The organism is Cognatishimia sp. MH4019, from assembly GCF_020177595.1.
Taxonomy (GTDB): Bacteria; Pseudomonadota; Alphaproteobacteria; order Rhodobacterales; family Rhodobacteraceae; genus JAHTBL01.
The window spans coordinates 21273-40140 of record NZ_JAHTBL010000013.1; the positions used below are offsets into that span (position 1 = coordinate 21273).

The 18868-nt window shown below is 59.4% G+C and carries 16 protein-coding genes; 6 read left to right on the top strand and 10 right to left on the bottom strand.

Translation table 11 applies throughout. The annotated features are described in order from the left end of the window. Positions 1–20 precede the first annotated feature (20 nt). The gene (locus KUW67_RS17295) at positions 21–224 is read left to right on the top strand and encodes a hypothetical protein (RefSeq protein ID WP_224826589.1); all 204 of its coding nucleotides are present in this window, start codon (positions 21–23) and stop codon (positions 222–224) included. 3 nt (positions 225–227) lie between these two features. Here the strand turns inward: KUW67_RS17295 and KUW67_RS17300 are convergent, their stop codons facing one another. The 3 genes from KUW67_RS17300 to aspS form a co-directional block, all read right to left on the bottom strand. Then, positions 228–1436 carry a DUF1501 domain-containing protein gene (locus tag KUW67_RS17300; protein ID WP_224826619.1) on the bottom strand — a complete coding sequence of 403 codons (1209 nt, stop codon included), beginning with the start codon at positions 1434–1436 and terminating at the stop codon, positions 228–230. A gap of 7 nt (positions 1437–1443) precedes the next feature. Continuing rightward, the gene (locus KUW67_RS17305; RefSeq protein ID WP_224826590.1) at positions 1444–2820 is read right to left on the bottom strand and encodes a DUF1800 family protein; all 1377 of its coding nucleotides are present in this window, start codon (positions 2818–2820) and stop codon (positions 1444–1446) included. Between the two features lie 91 nt (positions 2821–2911). After that, positions 2912–4690 (bottom strand): aspartate--tRNA ligase, encoded by a 1779-nt coding sequence (gene aspS / locus KUW67_RS17310; RefSeq protein ID WP_224826620.1) that lies wholly within the window; start codon positions 4688–4690, stop codon positions 2912–2914. A gap of 171 nt (positions 4691–4861) precedes the next feature. On the opposite strand from aspS, the gene KUW67_RS17315 reads away from it, so the two are divergent. Next, the gene (locus tag KUW67_RS17315; RefSeq protein WP_224826591.1) at positions 4862–6091 is read left to right on the top strand and encodes a cyclopropane-fatty-acyl-phospholipid synthase family protein; all 1230 of its coding nucleotides are present in this window, start codon (positions 4862–4864) and stop codon (positions 6089–6091) included. On the opposite strand, the gene bchJ is transcribed toward KUW67_RS17315, so the two are convergent. After that, positions 6088–6684: a bacteriochlorophyll 4-vinyl reductase gene (gene bchJ, locus KUW67_RS17320; protein ID WP_224826592.1), complete on the bottom strand. Its 597-nt coding sequence runs from the start codon at positions 6682–6684 to the stop codon at positions 6088–6090. The genes KUW67_RS17315 and bchJ overlap by 4 nt on opposite strands. Position 6685: 1 nt before the next feature. Beyond that, the gene (bchE, locus tag KUW67_RS17325) at positions 6686–8350 is read right to left on the bottom strand and encodes a magnesium-protoporphyrin IX monomethyl ester anaerobic oxidative cyclase (protein ID WP_224826593.1); all 1665 of its coding nucleotides are present in this window, start codon (positions 8348–8350) and stop codon (positions 6686–6688) included. Positions 8351–8539: 189 nt separating this feature from the next. On the opposite strand from bchE, the gene KUW67_RS17330 reads away from it, so the two are divergent. Continuing rightward, entirely contained in the window at positions 8540–9799 is a 1260-nt protein-coding gene (locus tag KUW67_RS17330; protein WP_224826594.1) for a glycosyltransferase family 87 protein, read from the top strand. Between the two features lie 109 nt (positions 9800–9908). Next, complete coding sequence (gene carB / locus KUW67_RS17335; protein ID WP_224826595.1) at positions 9909–13226, top strand: carbamoyl-phosphate synthase large subunit; 3318 nt, start codon at positions 9909–9911, stop codon at positions 13224–13226. A 232-nt stretch (positions 13227–13458) separates the two neighbouring features. Here carB and KUW67_RS17340 read toward each other — a convergent pair whose 3' ends face one another. Continuing rightward, complete coding sequence (locus KUW67_RS17340; protein WP_224826596.1) at positions 13459–13989, bottom strand: BrnA antitoxin family protein; 531 nt, start codon at positions 13987–13989, stop codon at positions 13459–13461. 183 nt (positions 13990–14172) lie between these two features. Between KUW67_RS17340 and KUW67_RS17345 the strand changes: the two genes are divergently transcribed. Further along, positions 14173–15294, top strand: a complete 1122-nt coding sequence (locus KUW67_RS17345) for a beta-ketoacyl-ACP synthase III (protein ID WP_224826597.1) — start codon at positions 14173–14175, stop codon at positions 15292–15294. A gap of 31 nt (positions 15295–15325) precedes the next feature. On the opposite strand, the gene KUW67_RS17350 is transcribed toward KUW67_RS17345, so the two are convergent. Continuing rightward, a complete protein-coding gene (locus KUW67_RS17350; RefSeq protein WP_224826598.1) occupies positions 15326–15778 on the bottom strand; it encodes a hypothetical protein in 453 nt (150 codons plus the stop codon). Positions 15779–16113: 335 nt separating this feature from the next. On the opposite strand from KUW67_RS17350, the gene KUW67_RS17355 reads away from it, so the two are divergent. Then, a complete protein-coding gene (locus KUW67_RS17355) occupies positions 16114–16695 on the top strand; it encodes a thymidine kinase (protein ID WP_224826599.1) in 582 nt (193 codons plus the stop codon). Here the strand turns inward: KUW67_RS17355 and KUW67_RS17360 are convergent. Genes KUW67_RS17360 through proC form a run of 3 tightly spaced genes read right to left on the bottom strand, consistent with a single transcriptional unit; the run spans position 16692 to position 18791 of the window. After that, entirely contained in the window at positions 16692–17645 is a 954-nt protein-coding gene (locus tag KUW67_RS17360) for a D-glycerate dehydrogenase (protein ID WP_224826600.1), read from the bottom strand. The two genes, KUW67_RS17355 and KUW67_RS17360, sit on opposite strands and share 4 nt — an antisense overlap. Continuing rightward, complete coding sequence (locus KUW67_RS17365) at positions 17645–17983, bottom strand: tRNA-binding protein (protein WP_224826601.1); 339 nt, start codon at positions 17981–17983, stop codon at positions 17645–17647. The genes KUW67_RS17360 and KUW67_RS17365 overlap by 1 nt, the downstream gene beginning before the upstream one ends. Continuing rightward, complete coding sequence (gene proC, locus KUW67_RS17370) at positions 17976–18791, bottom strand: pyrroline-5-carboxylate reductase (RefSeq protein WP_224826602.1); 816 nt, start codon at positions 18789–18791, stop codon at positions 17976–17978. Before proC ends, KUW67_RS17365 begins: the two co-directional genes overlap by 8 nt. Positions 18792–18868 lie beyond the last annotated feature (77 nt).

Genomic DNA, 18868 nt, shown 5'->3' on the forward strand with positions numbered 1-18868 from the left:
GTGATTTGAGGAGAATGAGTATGGAACGGCTTTTAAAGAAATTCGCGTCCGATGATGCCGGAAACGCCAGTGTGGACTGGATGGTGCTCAGCGCGGGGCTTGTGTTCCTGGGTGTGGCCGTTGCGATCAGCATCGGGACCAGCACCGGCGAGGTCGCCTCAAGCACGACCGAAAACATCGACGCGATTGATCCCAGCGAACTGGTCAAAGAGATCACCTCGTAAGCGCTACAAGATGACGCCCGGGTCCGCTTCCAGATCGAGCCCGGGGAAGATTGCGGTCTCGATCCGGCTGGATTGCAGCCCGAAAAGCCCCCGCATAACCCACCCCGCATAGGCGCGCACATCGCGGGTCGGCATCAGATCACGCCCCTCATAAAGCGCCGCATCGCTGAGGCCGGGCCACGTCCCGTAGACCTTCCCCCCACGAATGGAACCACCGGCCATGATCATCGCGCCAGCCGTGCCGTGATCCGTGCCTTTGCTGCCATTCTCGCGCGCCGTGCGGCCAAATTCGGTCATCGCCAGAACAGCCGTTTTGCCCCAAATCTCGGCGCCCAGATCCTCGCGCAGGATGCTGATCGTGTCGGCAAGCCCGCCCAGACGGCGTTGCATCGCCCCCGCCTGCCGCGCATGCGTGTCCCAGCCATTTACCGAAAACGCGGCGATCCGCGTGTCTTCGCGCAACCGCTCTGCCGCAAATTCTGCCATACGGGCCGCCGGATTGCCCCGAGCCGCCGGCGCCATACCCGCCATCATCGCAGGCTCATCGGCCTCGATCTCTGGCGCATCTCGCAAGGCTTGTGTGATCGTAATGGCCTCTAGCGCCGCGTCGCGGAACAGCGGATCGTCATGGTAAACGACCTCCAACAAGCGCTGCGCCTGGGTCGACAGCCGCAACCGCGCATCGGGCGACCAACGCGACACCTCTTGCCCGCCACGCAAGATCGTCAGGTCATCAACCCCGATCGCATAGGCTGTTTTCAACTGAACCCCCGGCATGTCCTGCAAGAACCGGTTCAACCACCCTGTCGTCCGCGCGGCGCGCGGCACATCCATGCCCGTGCCCGCCTCCAGCAAATCCTGCCCGTCAAAATGGCTGCGCGCATCGCGGTAAGGCGTGCTGACCGCATGGGCAAACGCCAACTCCCCCGCATCCCACATCGGTTTGAGCGCGGAAAACCCCGGATGCAGCGCATAAAACCCATCCAGATCAAGTGCGCCATGCTCCGGGCCGGTCATCAACGTCCGGCGCAGGCCTGCAAGGTCGGGATCACCATAGGGCTGCACCGCGTCCAACCCGTCCATCGCCCCGCGCAGCAAGATCACCACCAGCCGCGTGTCCCACGGCGCCGAGGCCAGCGTGACCGGTGTCACCAGCGGACTGGCGGCCAGCGAGCACCCCAGAACTCCGTTTAAAAACAAACGTCTGTCCATCATACCTTCACCGCCTTTGAAACGCGGATGACGCAAGGATCAGCCCGACCCCCTCGCGCGCATTTTCTGCATTGAATGCCGCAAAACGTACAGGCTCTGGCGGGTTGGGCCCCAAAGCCACCTCCAGAAACGCGCGCGGGTCGGGCAGTCGATCCAGCATCTTGTGCGGTGCGTCCATGGCCCACTGAATGCGTCCGGCGATGCCCTGCGGCGTGATCCAGGCCGCATCGTCTTCGGCCCAGCCATCAGGGCCAACAGGGCGCTGATAAGTCTGCCCCATCAGCCGTGTCGGCGCGATCAACCCGCGCTGAATATCGCGCCGAGACCGTGCGATGATCTGCTCAGGCGTGACGCCCAGCGCCTTGATCCCTGAGATCACATATTCTAACGGCCATTTCACATTGCCAACCGGCTCCCACGCGCCCGGATGCTCCAGCATCGCGGCATAAAGCGCGGTCAAATCACCATCCGCGGCACGGTAGCGCGCCGCCATATGCGTCACCAATCCCGGATCAGGCGCGTCCGAGACGAAATGCACGGCCATCTTGCGCGCCAGATGGCGGGCTGTATCGGGATGCCGCGCGAGGTCTTCAACAACCGCGAAAACATTCTCCAAACCCTGCCCATTTCCGCCATACACCTTGCCTAGCACATGTTTTTCACCGGGCTCAGCACGACCGTCTTGCCATTGAAACGCCCCATGCCGCACCCCAAGCCCTGCCAGCAGACGGGCCAGTTCAACCACATCTTTTTGCGTATAGGACGCTCCCGCGCCCAGCGTATGCAACTCGATCAACTCGCGGGCGTAATTCTCGTTCAGCCCCATACCGCGACGCTTGGCAAACCGGCTGCGCGGCCCGGCAGAGCGGTCCTGATCCAGCGACCGCAACATCAGCGGCTGCACCACAACAGCGCGCAGCATATCCGCAAAACGCGCGGTCAGATTGGGCCGGATCGCTTCATTGGAAAACGAGCTGACGGCCGAGCCTGCGATACCGCCAATCCCGCGCACCGTGAAGTGATCCGCCCAAAACCATTCCAGCCGATCCCGGAACCCAATCGGCGCGCCAACAGCGCGCGCGATCCGTGCCTTTGCGGACTTGCTTTGCAGCGCACTCGCAGCGCTTTTCTGCGTTTTGGTCGCCTCGTCGATGCGCGCGATTTCCGCCGCTTCTTCGGTCTCACGCTTCGCCCGCCGCAGCTCTCGCACCTGCGCTTCGATATCCAGATAGTCGGTGTAGCGCGGCATATCGAACTGCGCAGCCAGCGCGTCCGCCTGCTGCAAATCGGTCAAAAGCGCGCCTGCGTTGCCCGGCACGGCGGTGTCAGCAGCCAGCCCGGTGCCAAAGCGCCGAACCGCCAGATATGGATCGAATACCGCCATCGCCATCCTCGCGGAGTTGCCCTTAAAACATAAGAAAAAAGGCGGGAGATTTCACCCCCGCCTTTCCAAAAAGACCTATCTGCGGCGCGCCTTAGCTGTCCGGCTCGATCACACGTAACGACAACTCGCGCAGTTGCTCATTCGTCGGCTCATTGGGGGCATTCATCATCAGATCTTCCGCACGCTGGTTCATCGGGAAGAGGATCACCTCACGGATGTTCGCCTCATCGGCCAGCAGCATCACGATGCGGTCGATCCCCGCCGCACAGCCACCATGGGGCGGCGCGCCATATTGGAACGCGTTAACCATACCGCCGAAGCGTTTGCGCACTTCCGCCTCGTCATAGCCCGCAATCTCAAACGCTTTGAACATGATCTCAGGACGGTGGTTCCGGATCGCACCCGATACCAACTCGTAGCCATTGCATGCCAGATCATATTGATATCCAAGCACTTTCAGCGGATCGCCTTCCAGCGCCTCCATCCCGCCTTGCGGCATGGAAAACGGGTTATGCTCAAAATCAATGCGGCCCGTCTCATCGTCCTTCTCATAGATCGGGAAATCCACGATCCACGCAAAAGCAAAACGATCCTGCTCTGTTAACCCTAGTTCGTTGCCAATCTCGACGCGCGCCTTGCCGGCAACCGTTTCAAACGCGGATGGCTTGCCGCCCAGGAAGAACGCCGCATCGCCGACATCCAGACCCAGTTGCTGACGGATCGCTTCGGTCCGCTCTGGCCCGATGTTTTTCGCCAACGGCCCGGCGGCTTCCATGCCCTCACCCTGATCGCGCCAGAAGATATACCCCATCCCGGGCAGCCCTTCCTTCTGCGCAAAGGCATTCATCCGATCACAGAACTTGCGCGAGCCACCACCCGGCGCAGGGATCGCGCGAATTTCCGTCCCGTCCTGCTCCAGCAGTTTCGCGAAAATTGCGAATCCAGAACCCGCAAAATGCTCGCTCACGACCTGCATTTTGATCGGGTTGCGCAGGTCCGGCTTATCGGTGCCATACCAAAGGGCTGCATCCCGATAGGAAATCTGCGGCCACTCGGCATCGACCTTGCGCCCGCCACCGAACTCTTCAAACACGCCCTGCAGCACCGGCTGGATCGTGTCGAACACGTCCTGCTGGGTGACAAACGACATCTCCATATCGAGCTGATAGAAATCCGTGGGCGAGCGATCCGCACGCGGGTCTTCATCGCGGAAACACGGGGCAATCTGGAAATATTTGTCAAAACCCGACACCATCAGCAACTGCTTGAACTGCTGCGGTGCCTGCGGAAGCGCATAAAACTTGCCCGGATGCAGGCGCGACGGCACCAGAAAGTCCCGCGCACCTTCGGGCGACGAGGCCGTGATGATCGGCGTCTGATACTCGCGGAATTGCTTGTCCCACATCCGCTTGCGGATCGAGGCCACAACGTCTGACCGCATCGTCATATTGCGCTGCAGTTTCTCACGGCGCAGGTCCAGATAGCGATAGCGCAGGCGCGTTTCCTCGGGGTATTCCTGATCGCCAAAGACCATCAGTGGCAGCTCATCAGCGGCCCCCAGCACTTCCATATCGCGGATGAAAACCTCGATCTCGCCGGTGGGGATCTTGTCGTTCACCAAGCTCTCGTCACGCGCCTTCACCGTGCCGTCGATGCGGATACACCATTCGCTGCGCACCTTTTCGATCTCGGCAAAGACCGGGCTATCAGGATCGGCCAGCACTTGGGTCATGCCGAAATGATCGCGCAGGTCGATGAACAACAGCCCCCCATGATCGCGCACCCGGTGCACCCAGCCCGACAGGCGCACGTTGTCGCCCACATTGGATTTGTTCAGATCGGCGCAAGTATGGCTGCGATAGGCGTGCATGGCGGTCCCTTTGGGCATCAAAACGGTTTGCGCCGATACACCTGTCCGCGCGCTGGAAGTCAAGGCAACATCCAGCCTACGGGAATTGAAAACCACCGCGTTTTAGGTAGGCTGTTAACTGTTCTTAACGAAAGGCAGGTTCGAACAGGCGCAATATGGGAGGGTGGCCCTATGTGGACGACCATCATTGATCGCATGCTTTCGCGGATGATCCGCGAGGGAAAACTCACCGTGACCTGGCCCGATGGGACGGTCACGACCTACGCCGGAAAGCCCGGTCTTTCGGCCGACATTACGTTCTGTGACGACGGCATCGTAAAGGCCCTCTGCAGAAGCCCTGAACTGTCTCTGGGCGAGGGCTATATGGACGGTCGGATCACAATCAAAGATGACCGCCTTTACGACTTTCTGACCTTGCTTGTGCGCAACAAACCCCATGGCGCCTTCCCTGTCTGGGTGCGTGCCTTTGAACGGACCCGCCACGCCTGCCGCCGCTGGCTCTTGCGCAACACGCCGATGAAAGCGCGCGAGAATGTTGCGCATCACTACGACCTCTCCGATGACCTCTACCGGCTCTTTCTCGACGAAGACATGCAGTATAGCTGCGCCTACTTCGCCCGCCCGGACATGTCTTTGGAGGACGCGCAGCTGGCTAAAAAGCATCATATTGCCAATAAGTTACGCCTTACGCCTGATGTGCATGTCCTTGATATCGGCTGTGGATGGGGCGGCATGGCCCTGACACTCGCGCAGGAATATGGTGCCCGGGTGACCGGCGTGACGCTGTCGCAGAACCAGCTCAGAACAGCCCAAAAGCGCGCGCAGGAAGCAGGTCTCGCAGATCGTGTCCAATTTGAATTGCGCGACTACCGCACGCTTGATGGGCCTTATGATCGTATCGTCTCTGTCGGCATGTTTGAACATGTGGGCCCGTCCCACTATGCCGAGTACTTCGGCCAGATCGACCGCCTGCTCAGCGATGACGGCATCGCGCTGATCCACACCATCGGCTACAGCCAACCGCCCAAAACCCAATCTCCCTGGATGATGAAATACATCTTCCCAGGGGGTCATGTCCCGGCCTTATCCGAGATCGCTGGCCCGCTCGAAGCCTCCAGTCTCTGGCAGAGCGATATCGAGATCTGGCGCCTGCATTACGCCGAAACGCTGAAAGCCTGGCGCGAGCGATTTGAGGCAAATGCAGATGAGCTTGTTAAGATGTATGACCAGACCTTTATCCGGATGTGGCGCTACTATCTGACCGCCTGCGAGATGTCATTTCGCGAGAGCCAACAAGCCGTTTACCAATTTCAACTGGCCAAAAAGATCGACGCGGTCCCCATGACGCGCGACTATCTATATAGCGAAGATCCGGTCTCGCAGGCTCGTCAGATCGCCTAACCGACACAAAGCTCGAACACGCACGCCTCGGCCCCTTGCGCCGTGCAATGCGTCTCGCGGCAGATCATATGTGGATGCACCAACACCTGAAACAACCGCTCGAACACCGCGGCATGCCAGTGGCAAAGCGGCGTGTCCGAGTGCTCGCCAGCGACGATGGGGTTATCGGCCAATTCAAAGCGGTAAGGCGTCACCACGCGGAACTGTCCCGATCCCGCAAAGGTCCAGGCATTCTTGGCGATGGCACGCGCCAAAAGCGGTGCTGACACGCGCCAAGGAAGGGCTTTCAACAGCGTCTGCACAAAGGACGGAATACGGTTTGCCAGAATGTAATCCGCCGTGCGCTTGCCTGCTTCCCACGCCAAAGCCGCCGCCAAATCCGGCACCTGCGCGCGCAACGCCTGATGCACCCGCGCCGCTGGCGCTTCCGAGATCATGTGATCGCCTGAAGGCATCTCAAAAACACCCGCTGCGGCAAAAATCTGATCGCGCAACTCGCGACCGCCCGCCAATTCAATGACCGGAACCAGCTGCAGAATTGCATTCGGGCCAATCAGCCCGATCCCCCCTGCACGCTGTGCCGTATCGGCCATGTCAGACGTCCTCCAACTGCTCCGTTCCGCCGCCACAGGCTTTGACCTCGGCGCCGTTGGGCATCTTGAAGGCGGCGTTACGCTCCAACGCGCGCTCTTTGCCTTGCTTGCGAATGACCTCGCGCCGCTCTGCTGCGCGGCGTGCCTTGTCGGCAGAGGCGTCCCAATCATCCATCTGCGCCTCGGCAATCGTGCGCGTCTCGTCAAAGTGGAAATCCACCTTGTCCTTGGACTGAGGCCCCCAATAACCCGCCTTGCCCAGATCATAGAAGGTCCGCGCAAAGCCCGCTTTGGCAAACGCCTTCAGGCAGCCCAAAAGATAGCGCCGCCTGAAGCCGGTTCCCCTCCACGGATAGTGAAACAGCGCCTTTTTCATATAAAAGCGCCGGTAATTGTTCATCACACCGTCCAGCAACTCACCCCGCTCCATCGCTTTGGGCTTCATGATCGGCGTCACGAAGTTGTATTTGCTGAAGTCGAACACCTCGACCTTGTCGCTGAGTTCCTGGAACAGAGGCGTGAACGGCCACGGCGTATACATCGCCCAGTTGGCCAGATCGGGCTGCCAATCCCACGCCATCTTGTAGGTCTCGTTCAGCGTCTCGGGGGTCTCGTTGTCCAGCCCCACGATAAATTGCGCTTCCACCAGAATATCGGCCTCGCGCAGCAGGCGGATCGCCTCCTTATTCTCTTCGACCTTGGTTTCCTTGTTGAATTGATCCAGCTTCATCTGCGCTGCGGCCTCGGTGCCAAGGCTCACATGCACCAGCCCCGCCTTGCGATAAAACTTCAGCATATCGCGGTCGCGGTAGATATCCGTCACCCGCGTGTTGATGCCCCATTTCACCTTGTCCGGCAGGCCCCGCGCGATCAGTTCCTCGCAAAACTGCACGAATTTCTTCTTGTTAATCGTGGGTTCCTCGTCGGCGAGGATGAAAAAGCCCACACCTTCCTCATTCACCAGCTTTTCGATCTCATCGACGACCTTCACAGGATTGCGCACCCGGTAATCGCGCCAGAACTTCCACTGCGAACAGAACGAACACGTAAACGGACAGCCCCGCGCCATATTCGGGATCGCGACTTTGGTGTTCAACGGAATATAGATGTATTTGTCCCACTCCAGAATGGACCAATCGGGGTTAATGCTGTCCAAGTCCTTCACAGTCGAGGCCGCCTGCGTCGCAACAATCTCGTCACCCTCGGCAAACGCCAAGCCCTTGATCTTGCGCCGATCCGCAGGCCAGCGCCCGTCCTCAATGGCCAGCATCAGTTCGGTGACGATCTCTTCGCCCTCACCGCGCACGATCACATCGACCCACGGGGCTTCCGACAGCACTTGTTTATACATGAAGGTGGGATGCACCCCGCCCATCACACGCACTGCGTTCGGCACGCGCTCTTGGGCGATCTCCAGAATACGCTCGGCCTTGTAGATCGACGGCGTGATCGCGGTCACACCCACCACATCCGGCGCGGCCTCGGCAATCATGTCGGACAAATCCTCGTCCGAGATGTCGTTCGTCATGGCATCAATGAATTGGATGTCGTCAAATCCTGCATCCCGCAGCGAGCCAGACAGATACGCCACCCAAGCCGGAGGCCAACTCCCCGCAATCTCCGCCCCGCCAGAGCGATAATTCGGATGAACAAACAGAATACGCATAGGTCGACTCCCTGCAGCCTTTTGCGAGAGCGTGACATATTTTTTGTCAATTAAAGTTGACACAGATCAAGTAATGACAAGTTGACACATGGCTGGGAGGACACGGCGCGCCACGCTTTTTCCGCGGAGCGCGTATAGTCCTTGGAGCGGCTTCAAGGACGTCCTAGGCTTACCAAAACAAGATCGAGCATGACCATGTCCTCTGACACCAGCAGAGCGCTGATTATCTGCGCCATTTTCGCGGCTTACGTGCTAAGTGGCGGCCTGTCTGTTCCTTCGCTGGACTTCAACGCCATCTGGATGGCCGGTCGATCTGTCGCCAGCGGGCAATTTGACCAAATCTACCCTCAAACCAACGGTCTTTTCGCTCTGCAAAGCCCGGAAAGCTGGAACGCACAGTTGCTTGAAGAGGGCGCCGATGGCGCAATTTACCCATTCATCTACCCCCCTCTCTGGGCGTGGATCGCACAAGTGCTGCCAAAAACGACCAATTTGCAGACCGCAGTTTCGGTTTTCTTGGTGGTGAACACTCTGGCACTCGTTGGGATCGCGTGGCTCGCATGGCGCATAGGCGATCGCACGATCCCTCTCTGGCTCCATCTTGCAATTGTTCTCGCCATCTTCGCCTTCACCTCTGCCGGGCGACAGGCGATAGGTAACAATCAACCCCAAATCCTGCTCTCCCTCCTCGTGCTTATTGCGATAGAGCGGACAATCGCTAGGCGTGCTTTCGTTGGCGGAGCCTTAATGGCGCTCGCAGCCTCGATAAAAGGGCTACCGCTGCTCTATGCCGTGCTTTGGCTTTTCCAAGGCCAATGGCGCGCCGTCATCGCTTTTGCCTTCGTCGGAAGCCTCCTTGCTGCCATCTCGGTTGTGACAATGGGTTGGCCGCTTCATGAAACCTTCCTGTCCCTTCTAGGAGATATACGTCAGACCTATCTGATCTTGTGGCTCAACATCACGTTCGACGGTATGATCGGTAACCTTTTCTTCTCCCATACCACGATCCCTTCATATCTGGCTGTCGTTGGAGAATATCCCTTAAAGGTCGCTCTTGCCGCGCCAAAACCACCTGCAATGGCCGCTCTAAGCACTGGCTTGGCGCTATGCGCATTCGCGGCCTGTGCCATGGTTATGCGCCGCAATCCAGATGATCCGCTTGTCTGGCCGCTCGTTTTGATATTGCTCAGCGTCAGCAGTCCCTTGGCTTGGAATTATCACTACCTCGCCAGCTTTGCGTTTCTACCCTGCCTGATCAGCCGCTTGGGCCCAAAATGGGGCGCAATATGCACAGCGACAGTCACACTCCCTCAACTCTCAGTCGTTGCGGGGTTTGTTCAAGACCAAGACGGCCTTTTGGAACCTTACCGCGTGGTCCTACTCATCTTAATGCTGATCATGGCGGCGGCCTTTGCGCTGGCCATTCGACGTGGCCCACCCCAGACCTGACTTTTCACATCTTTAGCGGTCGCATGCCCTTGCGTGTGGCGGCGCAATCCCTATAACCCACGACAATTTGCGCGCACCTGCCAGTGCGCCGGGAAATTTGGGGGCCACCATGCCAAAACGCACCGACATCAAATCCATTATGATTATCGGAGCCGGCCCCATCGTGATCGGCCAAGCCTGCGAGTTTGACTATTCCGGCGCGCAAGCCTGCAAGGCGCTTCGCGAAGAAGGCTACCGCGTCATCCTCGTCAACTCCAACCCCGCCACGATCATGACCGATCCCGGGCTGGCGGATGCCACGTATATCGAACCCATCACCCCCGAAATTGTCGCCAAAATCATCGAGAAAGAGCGCCCCGACGCGCTCCTGCCCACGATGGGCGGCCAGACCGGCTTGAACACCTCCCTCGCGCTTGAGGAAATGGGCGTGCTCGACAAATTCGGGGTCGAAATGATCGGCGCCAAACGCGACGCCATTGAAATGGCCGAGGACCGCAAGCTCTTCCGCGAAGCGATGGATCGCCTCGGCCTCGAGAACCCCCGCGCCACCATCGCCAACACGATGGACGAATGCATGGCCGCCCTCGAAGATATCGGCCTGCCCGCCATCATTCGCCCCGCCTTCACCCTAGGCGGCACCGGCGGCGGCGTCGCCTATAACCGCGACGAATACGAGCATTTCTGCAAAACCGGCCTCGATGCCTCCCCCGTCAATCAGATCCTGATTGATGAATCCCTGCTCGGCTGGAAAGAGTTCGAGATGGAGGTCGTCCGCGACCGCGCCGACAACGCCATCATCGTCTGCGCCATCGAAAACGTGGACCCAATGGGCGTGCACACCGGCGACAGCATCACCGTCGCCCCCGCCCTGACGCTGACCGACAAGGAATACCAGATCATGCGCAACGGCTCGATTGCCGTGCTGCGCGAGATTGGCGTCGAAACCGGCGGCTCCAACGTGCAATGGGCGATCAATCCCGCCGACGGGCGCATGGTTGTGATCGAGATGAACCCGCGCGTCTCCCGCTCCTCCGCGCTGGCCTCCAAGGCCACCGGTTTCCCCATCGCGAAAATCGCGGCGAAGCTGGCCGTGGGCTACACGCTCGACGAGCTGGACAACGACATCACCGGCGTCACGCCTGCCTCATTTGAGCCCACAATCGACTACGTCGTCACCAAAATCCCCCGCTTCGCGTTCGAGAAATTCCCGGGCTCGCAGCCATACCTGACCACCGCGATGAAATCCGTGGGCGAGGCCATGTCCATCGGCCGCACAATCCACGAGAGCTTGCAAAAAGCGCTCGCCTCGATGGAAACCGACCTCACCGGTTTTGACGAAATCGCCATCCCCGATCTCCCCGTCCCGGGCACGACCCGGGACCTCGACGCCAAAGGCCCCGGCTCGGCGGCCGGGACGCGGGGCAAAGAACTCGACCCCACCGCCAAAGCCGCCGTCATCAAAGCGATCAGCCAGCAGACCCCCGACCGCCTGCGGACCATCGCCCAAGCCATGCGCCATGGCCTGACCGACGACGAAATCCACGCCGTCACCATGTTCGACCCGTGGTTCCTCGCCCGCATCCGCGAGATTATCGACACCGAAGCCACCATCCGCAAAAACGGCCTGCCCACCAACGCCAGCGACCTGCGCGCGCTCAAAATGATGGGCTTCACCGACGCCCGCCTCGCCACGCTCACAGGCCGCGACGAAGACAATGTCCGCCGCGCCCGCGTTAACCTTGGTGTCACCGCCGTCTTCAAACGCATCGACACCTGCGCCGCCGAATTCGAAGCGCAGACCCCCTATATGTACTCCACCTACGAGACCCCGGTGATGGGCGACGTGGAATGCGAAGCCCGCCCCAGCGACCGCAAAAAAGTCGTTATCCTCGGCGGTGGCCCCAACCGCATTGGCCAAGGGATCGAGTTCGATTACTGCTGCTGCCACGCCTGCTACGCACTCACTGACGCGGGCTATGAAACCATCATGGTCAACTGCAACCCCGAGACGGTTTCCACCGATTACGACACCTCAGACCGCCTCTATTTCGAGCCGCTCACCTTCGAGCACGTCATGGAAATCCTGCGGGTCGAGCAGGAAAATGGCACGCTCCACGGCGTCATCGTCCAGTTCGGCGGTCAGACGCCCCTGAAGCTCGCCAACGCGCTCGAAGCCGAAGGCATACCGATCCTTGGCACCACGCCCGACGCGATTGATCTGGCCGAAGATCGTGAGCGTTTCCAAGCGCTTGTCGAACGCCTTGACCTGAAACAGCCGAAAAACGGCATCGCCTCCTCCGGCATGGAAGCCATGAAGATCGCCACCGAAGTGGGCTACCCGCTGGTCATCCGCCCCTCCTACGTACTTGGCGGCCGCGCCATGGAAATCGTCCGCGACGACGCCCAGCTGGAACGCTATATCAACGAGGCCGTTGTCGTCTCCGGCGACAGCCCCGTCCTGCTCGACAGCTACCTCTCCGGCGCTGTTGAAATCGACGTCGATGCGATCTCAGACGGCACTCAGGTCCATGTCGCAGGCATCATGCAGCACATCGAAGAGGCGGGCGTCCACTCCGGTGACAGCGCCTGCTCCCTGCCGCCCTATTCGCTGCCCGCCGACATCATCACCGAACTGCGTCGCCAGACCGAGGCCCTAGCCCTGGCCCTAAATGTAGTCGGCCTGATGAACGTCCAATACGCCGTCAAAGATGGTGAAATCTTCTTAATCGAGGTTAACCCCCGCGCCTCCCGCACGGTCCCCTTCGTGGCCAAAGCCGTGAACAGCCCGATCGCCACCATCGCTGCCCGCGTCATGGCAGGCGAGCCACTCAGCAACTTCGACCTCGTCGACCCCGAGATCGACACCTACGCCGTCAAAGAAGCCGTCCTCCCCTTCGCCCGCTTCCCCGGTGTCGATACGATTTTGGGCCCCGAAATGCGCTCCACCGGCGAAGTTATGGGCTCAGACGCCAACTTCCACCGCGCCTTCCTCAAGGCGCAAATGGGCGCGGGCACCGATTTGCCCAAGGACGGCAAAGGCAAAGTCTTCCTGTCCATCCGCGATGACGACAAGACGCCCGACATGCTGGAAGCCGCCCAAACGCTCACAGCGCTCGGCCACACCCTTATCGCCACCTCCGGCACCGCGAAATGGCTTACCGATCAAGGGCTTGAGGTTGAAGTGGTCAAGAAGGTCTATGAGGGCAAACCCAACGTCGTTGACCAGCTCAAAGACGGTAAAGTCAGCCTCGTGATGAACACGACCGAGGGTGCCATGGCCATCGCCGACAGCCGCGACATCCGCAACGTCGCCTTGATGGACAAGATCCCTTATTTCACGACGGCTGCTGCCAGCCACGCCGCCGCACTCGCAATGAAAGCGCGGGTCGAAGGCGAGGTCGGGGTCGTGGCATTGCAGGAAGCATAGTTCTTAAGCACACGGTTCCGTGCCAGCGCCAACCGAACACCCTGCCTGCAGACATACACGAAGACGCTAAAAGGCGGCTCCGCTCGCTTCCTTTTTGCGTCCCTCCCTAGCGGGCTGCACAGCCGTCAATATCGTATCGCCGCACCAATGCTTGACCCTCGGCATGGCGGCTCCTCGATCTTTCCCAAGATGCCGGCGCCGCCGGCACCCATGCCCGCAAAGGCAAGCGCATTCAGAGGCCCGCAGCCTTCTTACGCGCCTTGATCCGCCTCTTCGCCGCCGCGCGCAGCTCCGGAGCATAGGCTTCATCCTCGGCAACATCTTCATCCGTCAGCTCTTGATACGCTGCCTGCTCTGCCTCAAGCCGCATCCGCTCAACCTGATCCGCCATCTGGCCCCACGGAATGCCGCGGCGTGCCTCCTGCGCCACGATATCCGGGCGCAACACGATATCGGTGGCATCCGGCCCTTTAATCACTTTAGCCAGCCGCCCATCCATCCACGCGCGCAGCAGCCGGTTCATTTTCGTCTGGTAGCCCGGCCCCATCGCTCTGAAAAATTTCACGACGTCGCTGTCCAGCCGGATCGTCACCTTGGATTTCTCATGACAGGGCTGCGTCGCAACCTCATGCCATGCATCCGGCAATCCGTTCTCAAGCACAACGGCTGCCAGCACGTCGCGTTCGATCATCGCAAATGCATCACTCATCAGGCTTGCTTTCACGCGCTCAGCCTTGGTCATCTCCTTGGGGTCACGGGCCATGGTCAGTCTCCTGCAAGTTTGCCCGAAGATTCGTAAGAAAAGGTTAAGATCAGCCTGCCGCTGCGTACGTACAGATGCCATACGCAAGCCATACCCGAACCATACCGAAACCATACGCCGCGTCCCGCTTGACCTTTTGGCCCCCATACGGTCCTCTCTTGCAACCCTATGCACGAGGCCGACATGCACCAGCCAGCGATCACCGGAAGCGGCGTTTTCACCCCTGAGAACATCATCACAAATGACGAGCTTGTCGTTGCCTTCAACGCCTATGTTGACCGGTACAACACTGAAAACGCTGTACAAATCGAGGCTGGAGAGGTTGAGGCCAAGGCCCATTCCTCTTCCGACTTCATCACGTCAGCCTCCGGTATCGAACAGCGCCATGTGATCGACAAGGACGGCATTCTTGACCCTGGCACGATGCACCCGCTCTTTACGCCGCGGCCTGACGATGCGCCTTCGCTCATGGCCGAGATGGGCGTCAAAGCCTGCCAGCAAGCCCTTGATATGGCGGGAAAAACCGCAGCTGACGTGGATACCGTTCTGTGTGCGGCTTCCAACCACGAACGCGCCTACCCCGCCATCGCGATCGAGATCCAGGAACTCCTTGGAATTCAGGGGTTTGGCTTTGATATGAACGTCGCCTGTTCGTCTGCCACCTTCGGCATTCAGGCCGCCGCCGACATGATCAAATCCGGCAGCATCAACAGCGCTTTGGTCGTCAATCCCGAGATTTGTTCCGCCCATCTGGAATGGCGGGATCGCGACTGCCATTTTATCTTCGGCGATGTCGCAACAGCCGTCCTGCTTGAGCGGGCTGATCAGGCCGCGGGCCCGTATTTCGCCATTAAATCAACCCGTTGCGCCACCGCGTTCTCCAATAACATCCGCAACAATAACGGTTTCCTGCGCCGCTCTCACGCGCAGATGGAGGATCGCCGCGATATGCAATTCATGCAAAACGGGCGCAAGGTCTTCAAGGAAGTGCTGCCCATGGTCAGCAAACATATCGCCGATCACATGGTCGATGAAAATGTCCAGGCCTCTGATCTTAAAAGGCTTTGGCTGCATCAGGCCAACAAGACGATGAACGATTTCATCGGAAAGAAAGTCCTTGGCCGCACGCCCGAGCCACATGAACAGCCCAATATCCTGCAGGACTATGCCAACACCTCATCGGCGGGCTCGATCATCGCTTTTGCCAAATATTCCAACGACATGGAGGACGGCGATACCGGGCTGATCTGCTCGTTTGGGGCAGGTTATTCCGTAGGATCAGTGATTTTACAGAGGGTTGGCTAACCGAAAATTAAGGTTTGGCTGCTAAACAGCCCTAACCCGCTTCTTCTTCAAGGTGTAGCTTCATCTCAAGCAAGACATGCTGCAAGGCAGAGGTTTCGCGCAACAGCCGCTTTGCCTCGTTCACCGTGATCACACCATCCTCGATGGATTGGTTATATTCGGCCATCAACATCGCAAACCGTTGTGACAAGGCCACCACGTCCGAGTTCACGCCACCCCCGTCCGAATTCTTGCGATCTTGGTCATAGCTCAACGTGATCCCTTTAAGATCCGCAAGCGCGCTGGTCACATGGGGAAACCGTGCCGCTTCTTCCAAGGCGGCGACCGCGTCGATCGGCATGAACCTGTCGGCATGCTCTGGATTGTCGGAATAATACCGACCCAGCGTCGCCTTCGACTTGCCCGTCAGCGTGCAAGCCGGTTCGATGCCGACATCTTTAACCAAAGCCTCGGTGTGCTTTTTCAGATAATTACCAATACCCATCCCAGTTCCTGAATAACCTTTCGTTATGGGGAAACTCTTGCTGCCTTTCCCATTAATAGGTTGGTAAGGGTTTGTCATTTATAAAGCGTCTCCAAATGGGGCGATTACCAGTTCCGATGTCCCCAGCATCGGCTTGGTTTGGGTCCACCGCACCTAGGACGTGGGATCCAAGGACCGGTGTAAGCCGGAACAGCGGTGGGCTCCTCTTGTTTGATGGTGCAGCCGGATCAATTCCCCAGTGGGTAACCGCTCGTTGATCCAGCGTCTTACAGTGTTAGAGGAGCCCACCGCCGAACCCGCCTTGCAGCCATCCAGACGCTTGGCTACTCAAGGTCATGGCCAAACTTTACTTCAACTACTCCACCATGAATGCGGGTAAATCCACCGTTCTGCTCCAAGCCTCCCACAACTATATCGAGCGCGGGATGCAGACCTATTTGCTGACAGCGCAGTTTGACAATCGCGCAGGCGACGGGCGGATTGCATCGCGCATCGGGATCGGGATTGAAGCCGATACGTTTGGCCCGTCTGACGATCTTTTTTCCAAGATAGATCAACGACTTGTGGGTGGGCCTTGCGCCTGTGTCTTCATCGACGAATCCCAGTTTCTAAGCGCCGATCAGGTCTGGCAACTGGCCCGCGCAGTCGATGATCTGGGCGTGCCCGTAATGTGCTACGGCCTGCGCGTCGACTTCCAAGGCAAGCTCTTTCCAGGCTCTGCTGCGCTGCTGGCACTGGCAGATGAGATGCGCGAAGTCCGCACGATTTGCCATTGCGGAAAGAAAGCCACGATGGTCGTCCGGCAGGACGATCAGGGCCGCGTTTTGACCGACGGTGCGCAAGTTCAGATCGGCGGAAACGAGCGTTATGTCAGCCTGTGTAGACGCCATTGGCGCGAGGCCATGGGCGATTTCTAGACGGCATTCGGCAGGGATTCTCCTGCGAAAAATGCACGCAAATTGTCCACCGCCATCAGCCCCATCGCCTCACGAACTTCCAAAGCAGCGGTGCCAAGATGCGGCAATAAGACCGTATTTTCCAACGCTTTCAGCGCGTCCGGCACGTCTGGTTCGTTCTCGTAAACATCCAGACCCGCCCCTGCGATGACGCCCGTTTGCAATGATGCGATCAAAGCCGCTTCATCCACCACATCCCCGCGTGCGATATTGACCAGAAAGGCGGTTGGCTTCATCGCGGACAAGGCCGCACTGTCGATCATGTGACGCGTTTCCGCACCGCCCGGCACGGCCACAACGACGACATCCGACGCCTCCATCACAGCGCGCAGATCTGCAAGCTGCGTTGCATGCTCACCCACTTTTTTAGGGGAGCGGTTAAAGAAAACCACTTTCATATCAAAGCCGTAATGGCAGCGCTTGGCGATAGCCTGTCCGATCCGGCCCATACCGACGATGCCCACGGTTTTACCCGTCATGTGCAGCCCCAGCATCTGCGTCGGGTGCCAGCCCTCCCATTTTCCGGCCCGCACCATCCGCTCACCCTCACTGGCGCGTCGAGTGACCATCAGCATCAACGTCATGGCGATATCGGCTGTCGCATCCGTGACCGCGCCGGGTGTGTTTGTCACCGCAACACCCGCCGCGCGCGCGGCCTCTGCGTCGATATGGTTATAGCCGACCCCGAAATTGGCGAGCAGCTTGCAGCGTGGCTCCGGCACCAGATCAAACGCCGCAGCCGAAAACGCATCGCCTAGCGTCGGCAGCACGGCATCGTAGTTCTGCAAGGCGTTGGTCACCTCATCGGGCGACATCGGCAACGTGTCATCGCGCACCGTCACCTCCATGGTTTCGCGCGCAGCATCCTGCACTGTATCGGGCAGCTTTCTTGTGATCAGAACACGGGTCATCAATACATCCTTCCGCCGATAGGCACGTCTTTATCAGGGGTCAGCAAGACCACTTCACCGTCGGCGTCGGGCACACCTAAGACCAGAACTTCGCTCATGAATTTGCCGATCTGGCGAGGTGGAAAATTCACCACCGCAAGCACGCGTTTGCCCAGCAGTTCGTCTGGCGTGTAGTGTGCCGTGATCTGGGCCGAGCTTTTCTTCTCGCCCATGTCCGGCCCCAGATCGACCCAAAGTTTGATCGCCGGTTTGCGTGCTTCGGGATAAGGTTCGGCGCGGGTGATCTGGCCAACGCGAATATCAACTTTCAGGAAATCATCGAAACTGATCTCAGCCATTGGAGAGCTCCTTCGAGCGGTGCGTTGCCGCGGCGACTGCCTCTTTCAACAAGGGCGGGAAGCCATTGGTTTCGTTCATCAAAACCTCCAACGCTGCTTGCGTGGTGCCATTGGGGCTGGTGACGTTGACGCGCAACTGCGTGGGATCTTCGACAGCTGTTTCGGCCAAGGCCCCGGCCCCCGCCACTGTGGCTTTGGCCAGCGTCATGGCCAACTCGGGGGCCAACCCTTGCGCTTCGCCCGCCTTCGCGAGCGTTTCAATCAGGTGAAAAACATAGGCCGGGCCAGAGCCGGAGACGCCGGTCACCGCATCCATCTGCGCCTCGCTCTCCAGCCGGACGGTTTGCCCCACGGCTTGCAACAACTCTTCGGCCAGCGCCAATTGCGCGTCGCTCGCATGGGCGTTGCCGATCAGCGCAGTGATGCCTTTGCCCACCGCTGCGGGTGTATTGGGCATTGCGCGCACGATAGGGGTTTGCGCACCCAAGACGCTTTCAAAATGAGCAATCGTTGTGCCTGCGGCGACCGACACGAACAACGTCGTGCCATTGCCCAAGGCCTGGATCGACGGCAGCGCATCCCCCATCATCTGCGGCTTCACCGCGACCAGCACGATCGCCGGGTCGGAAGGTAAATCTTCATTGATATGAACGCCTTGTGCACGCACCCACTCGGATGGTTGCGGGTCCGTGACCCAAACCGACGCGGGCGGCAGACCGCCTTTCAGCCAGCCCTCCAACATGGCAGAGCCCATCTTTCCACAGCCCAGAAGCACCAGCCCCCGGGTGGCCAAATCATCGAGTGTCATGGATGGTCCTCCTGCGGTCACACGCACCAATGCGCCCCATCAATCGCTTGAAAGGGACGCACTGGCGTCGGGAGGAA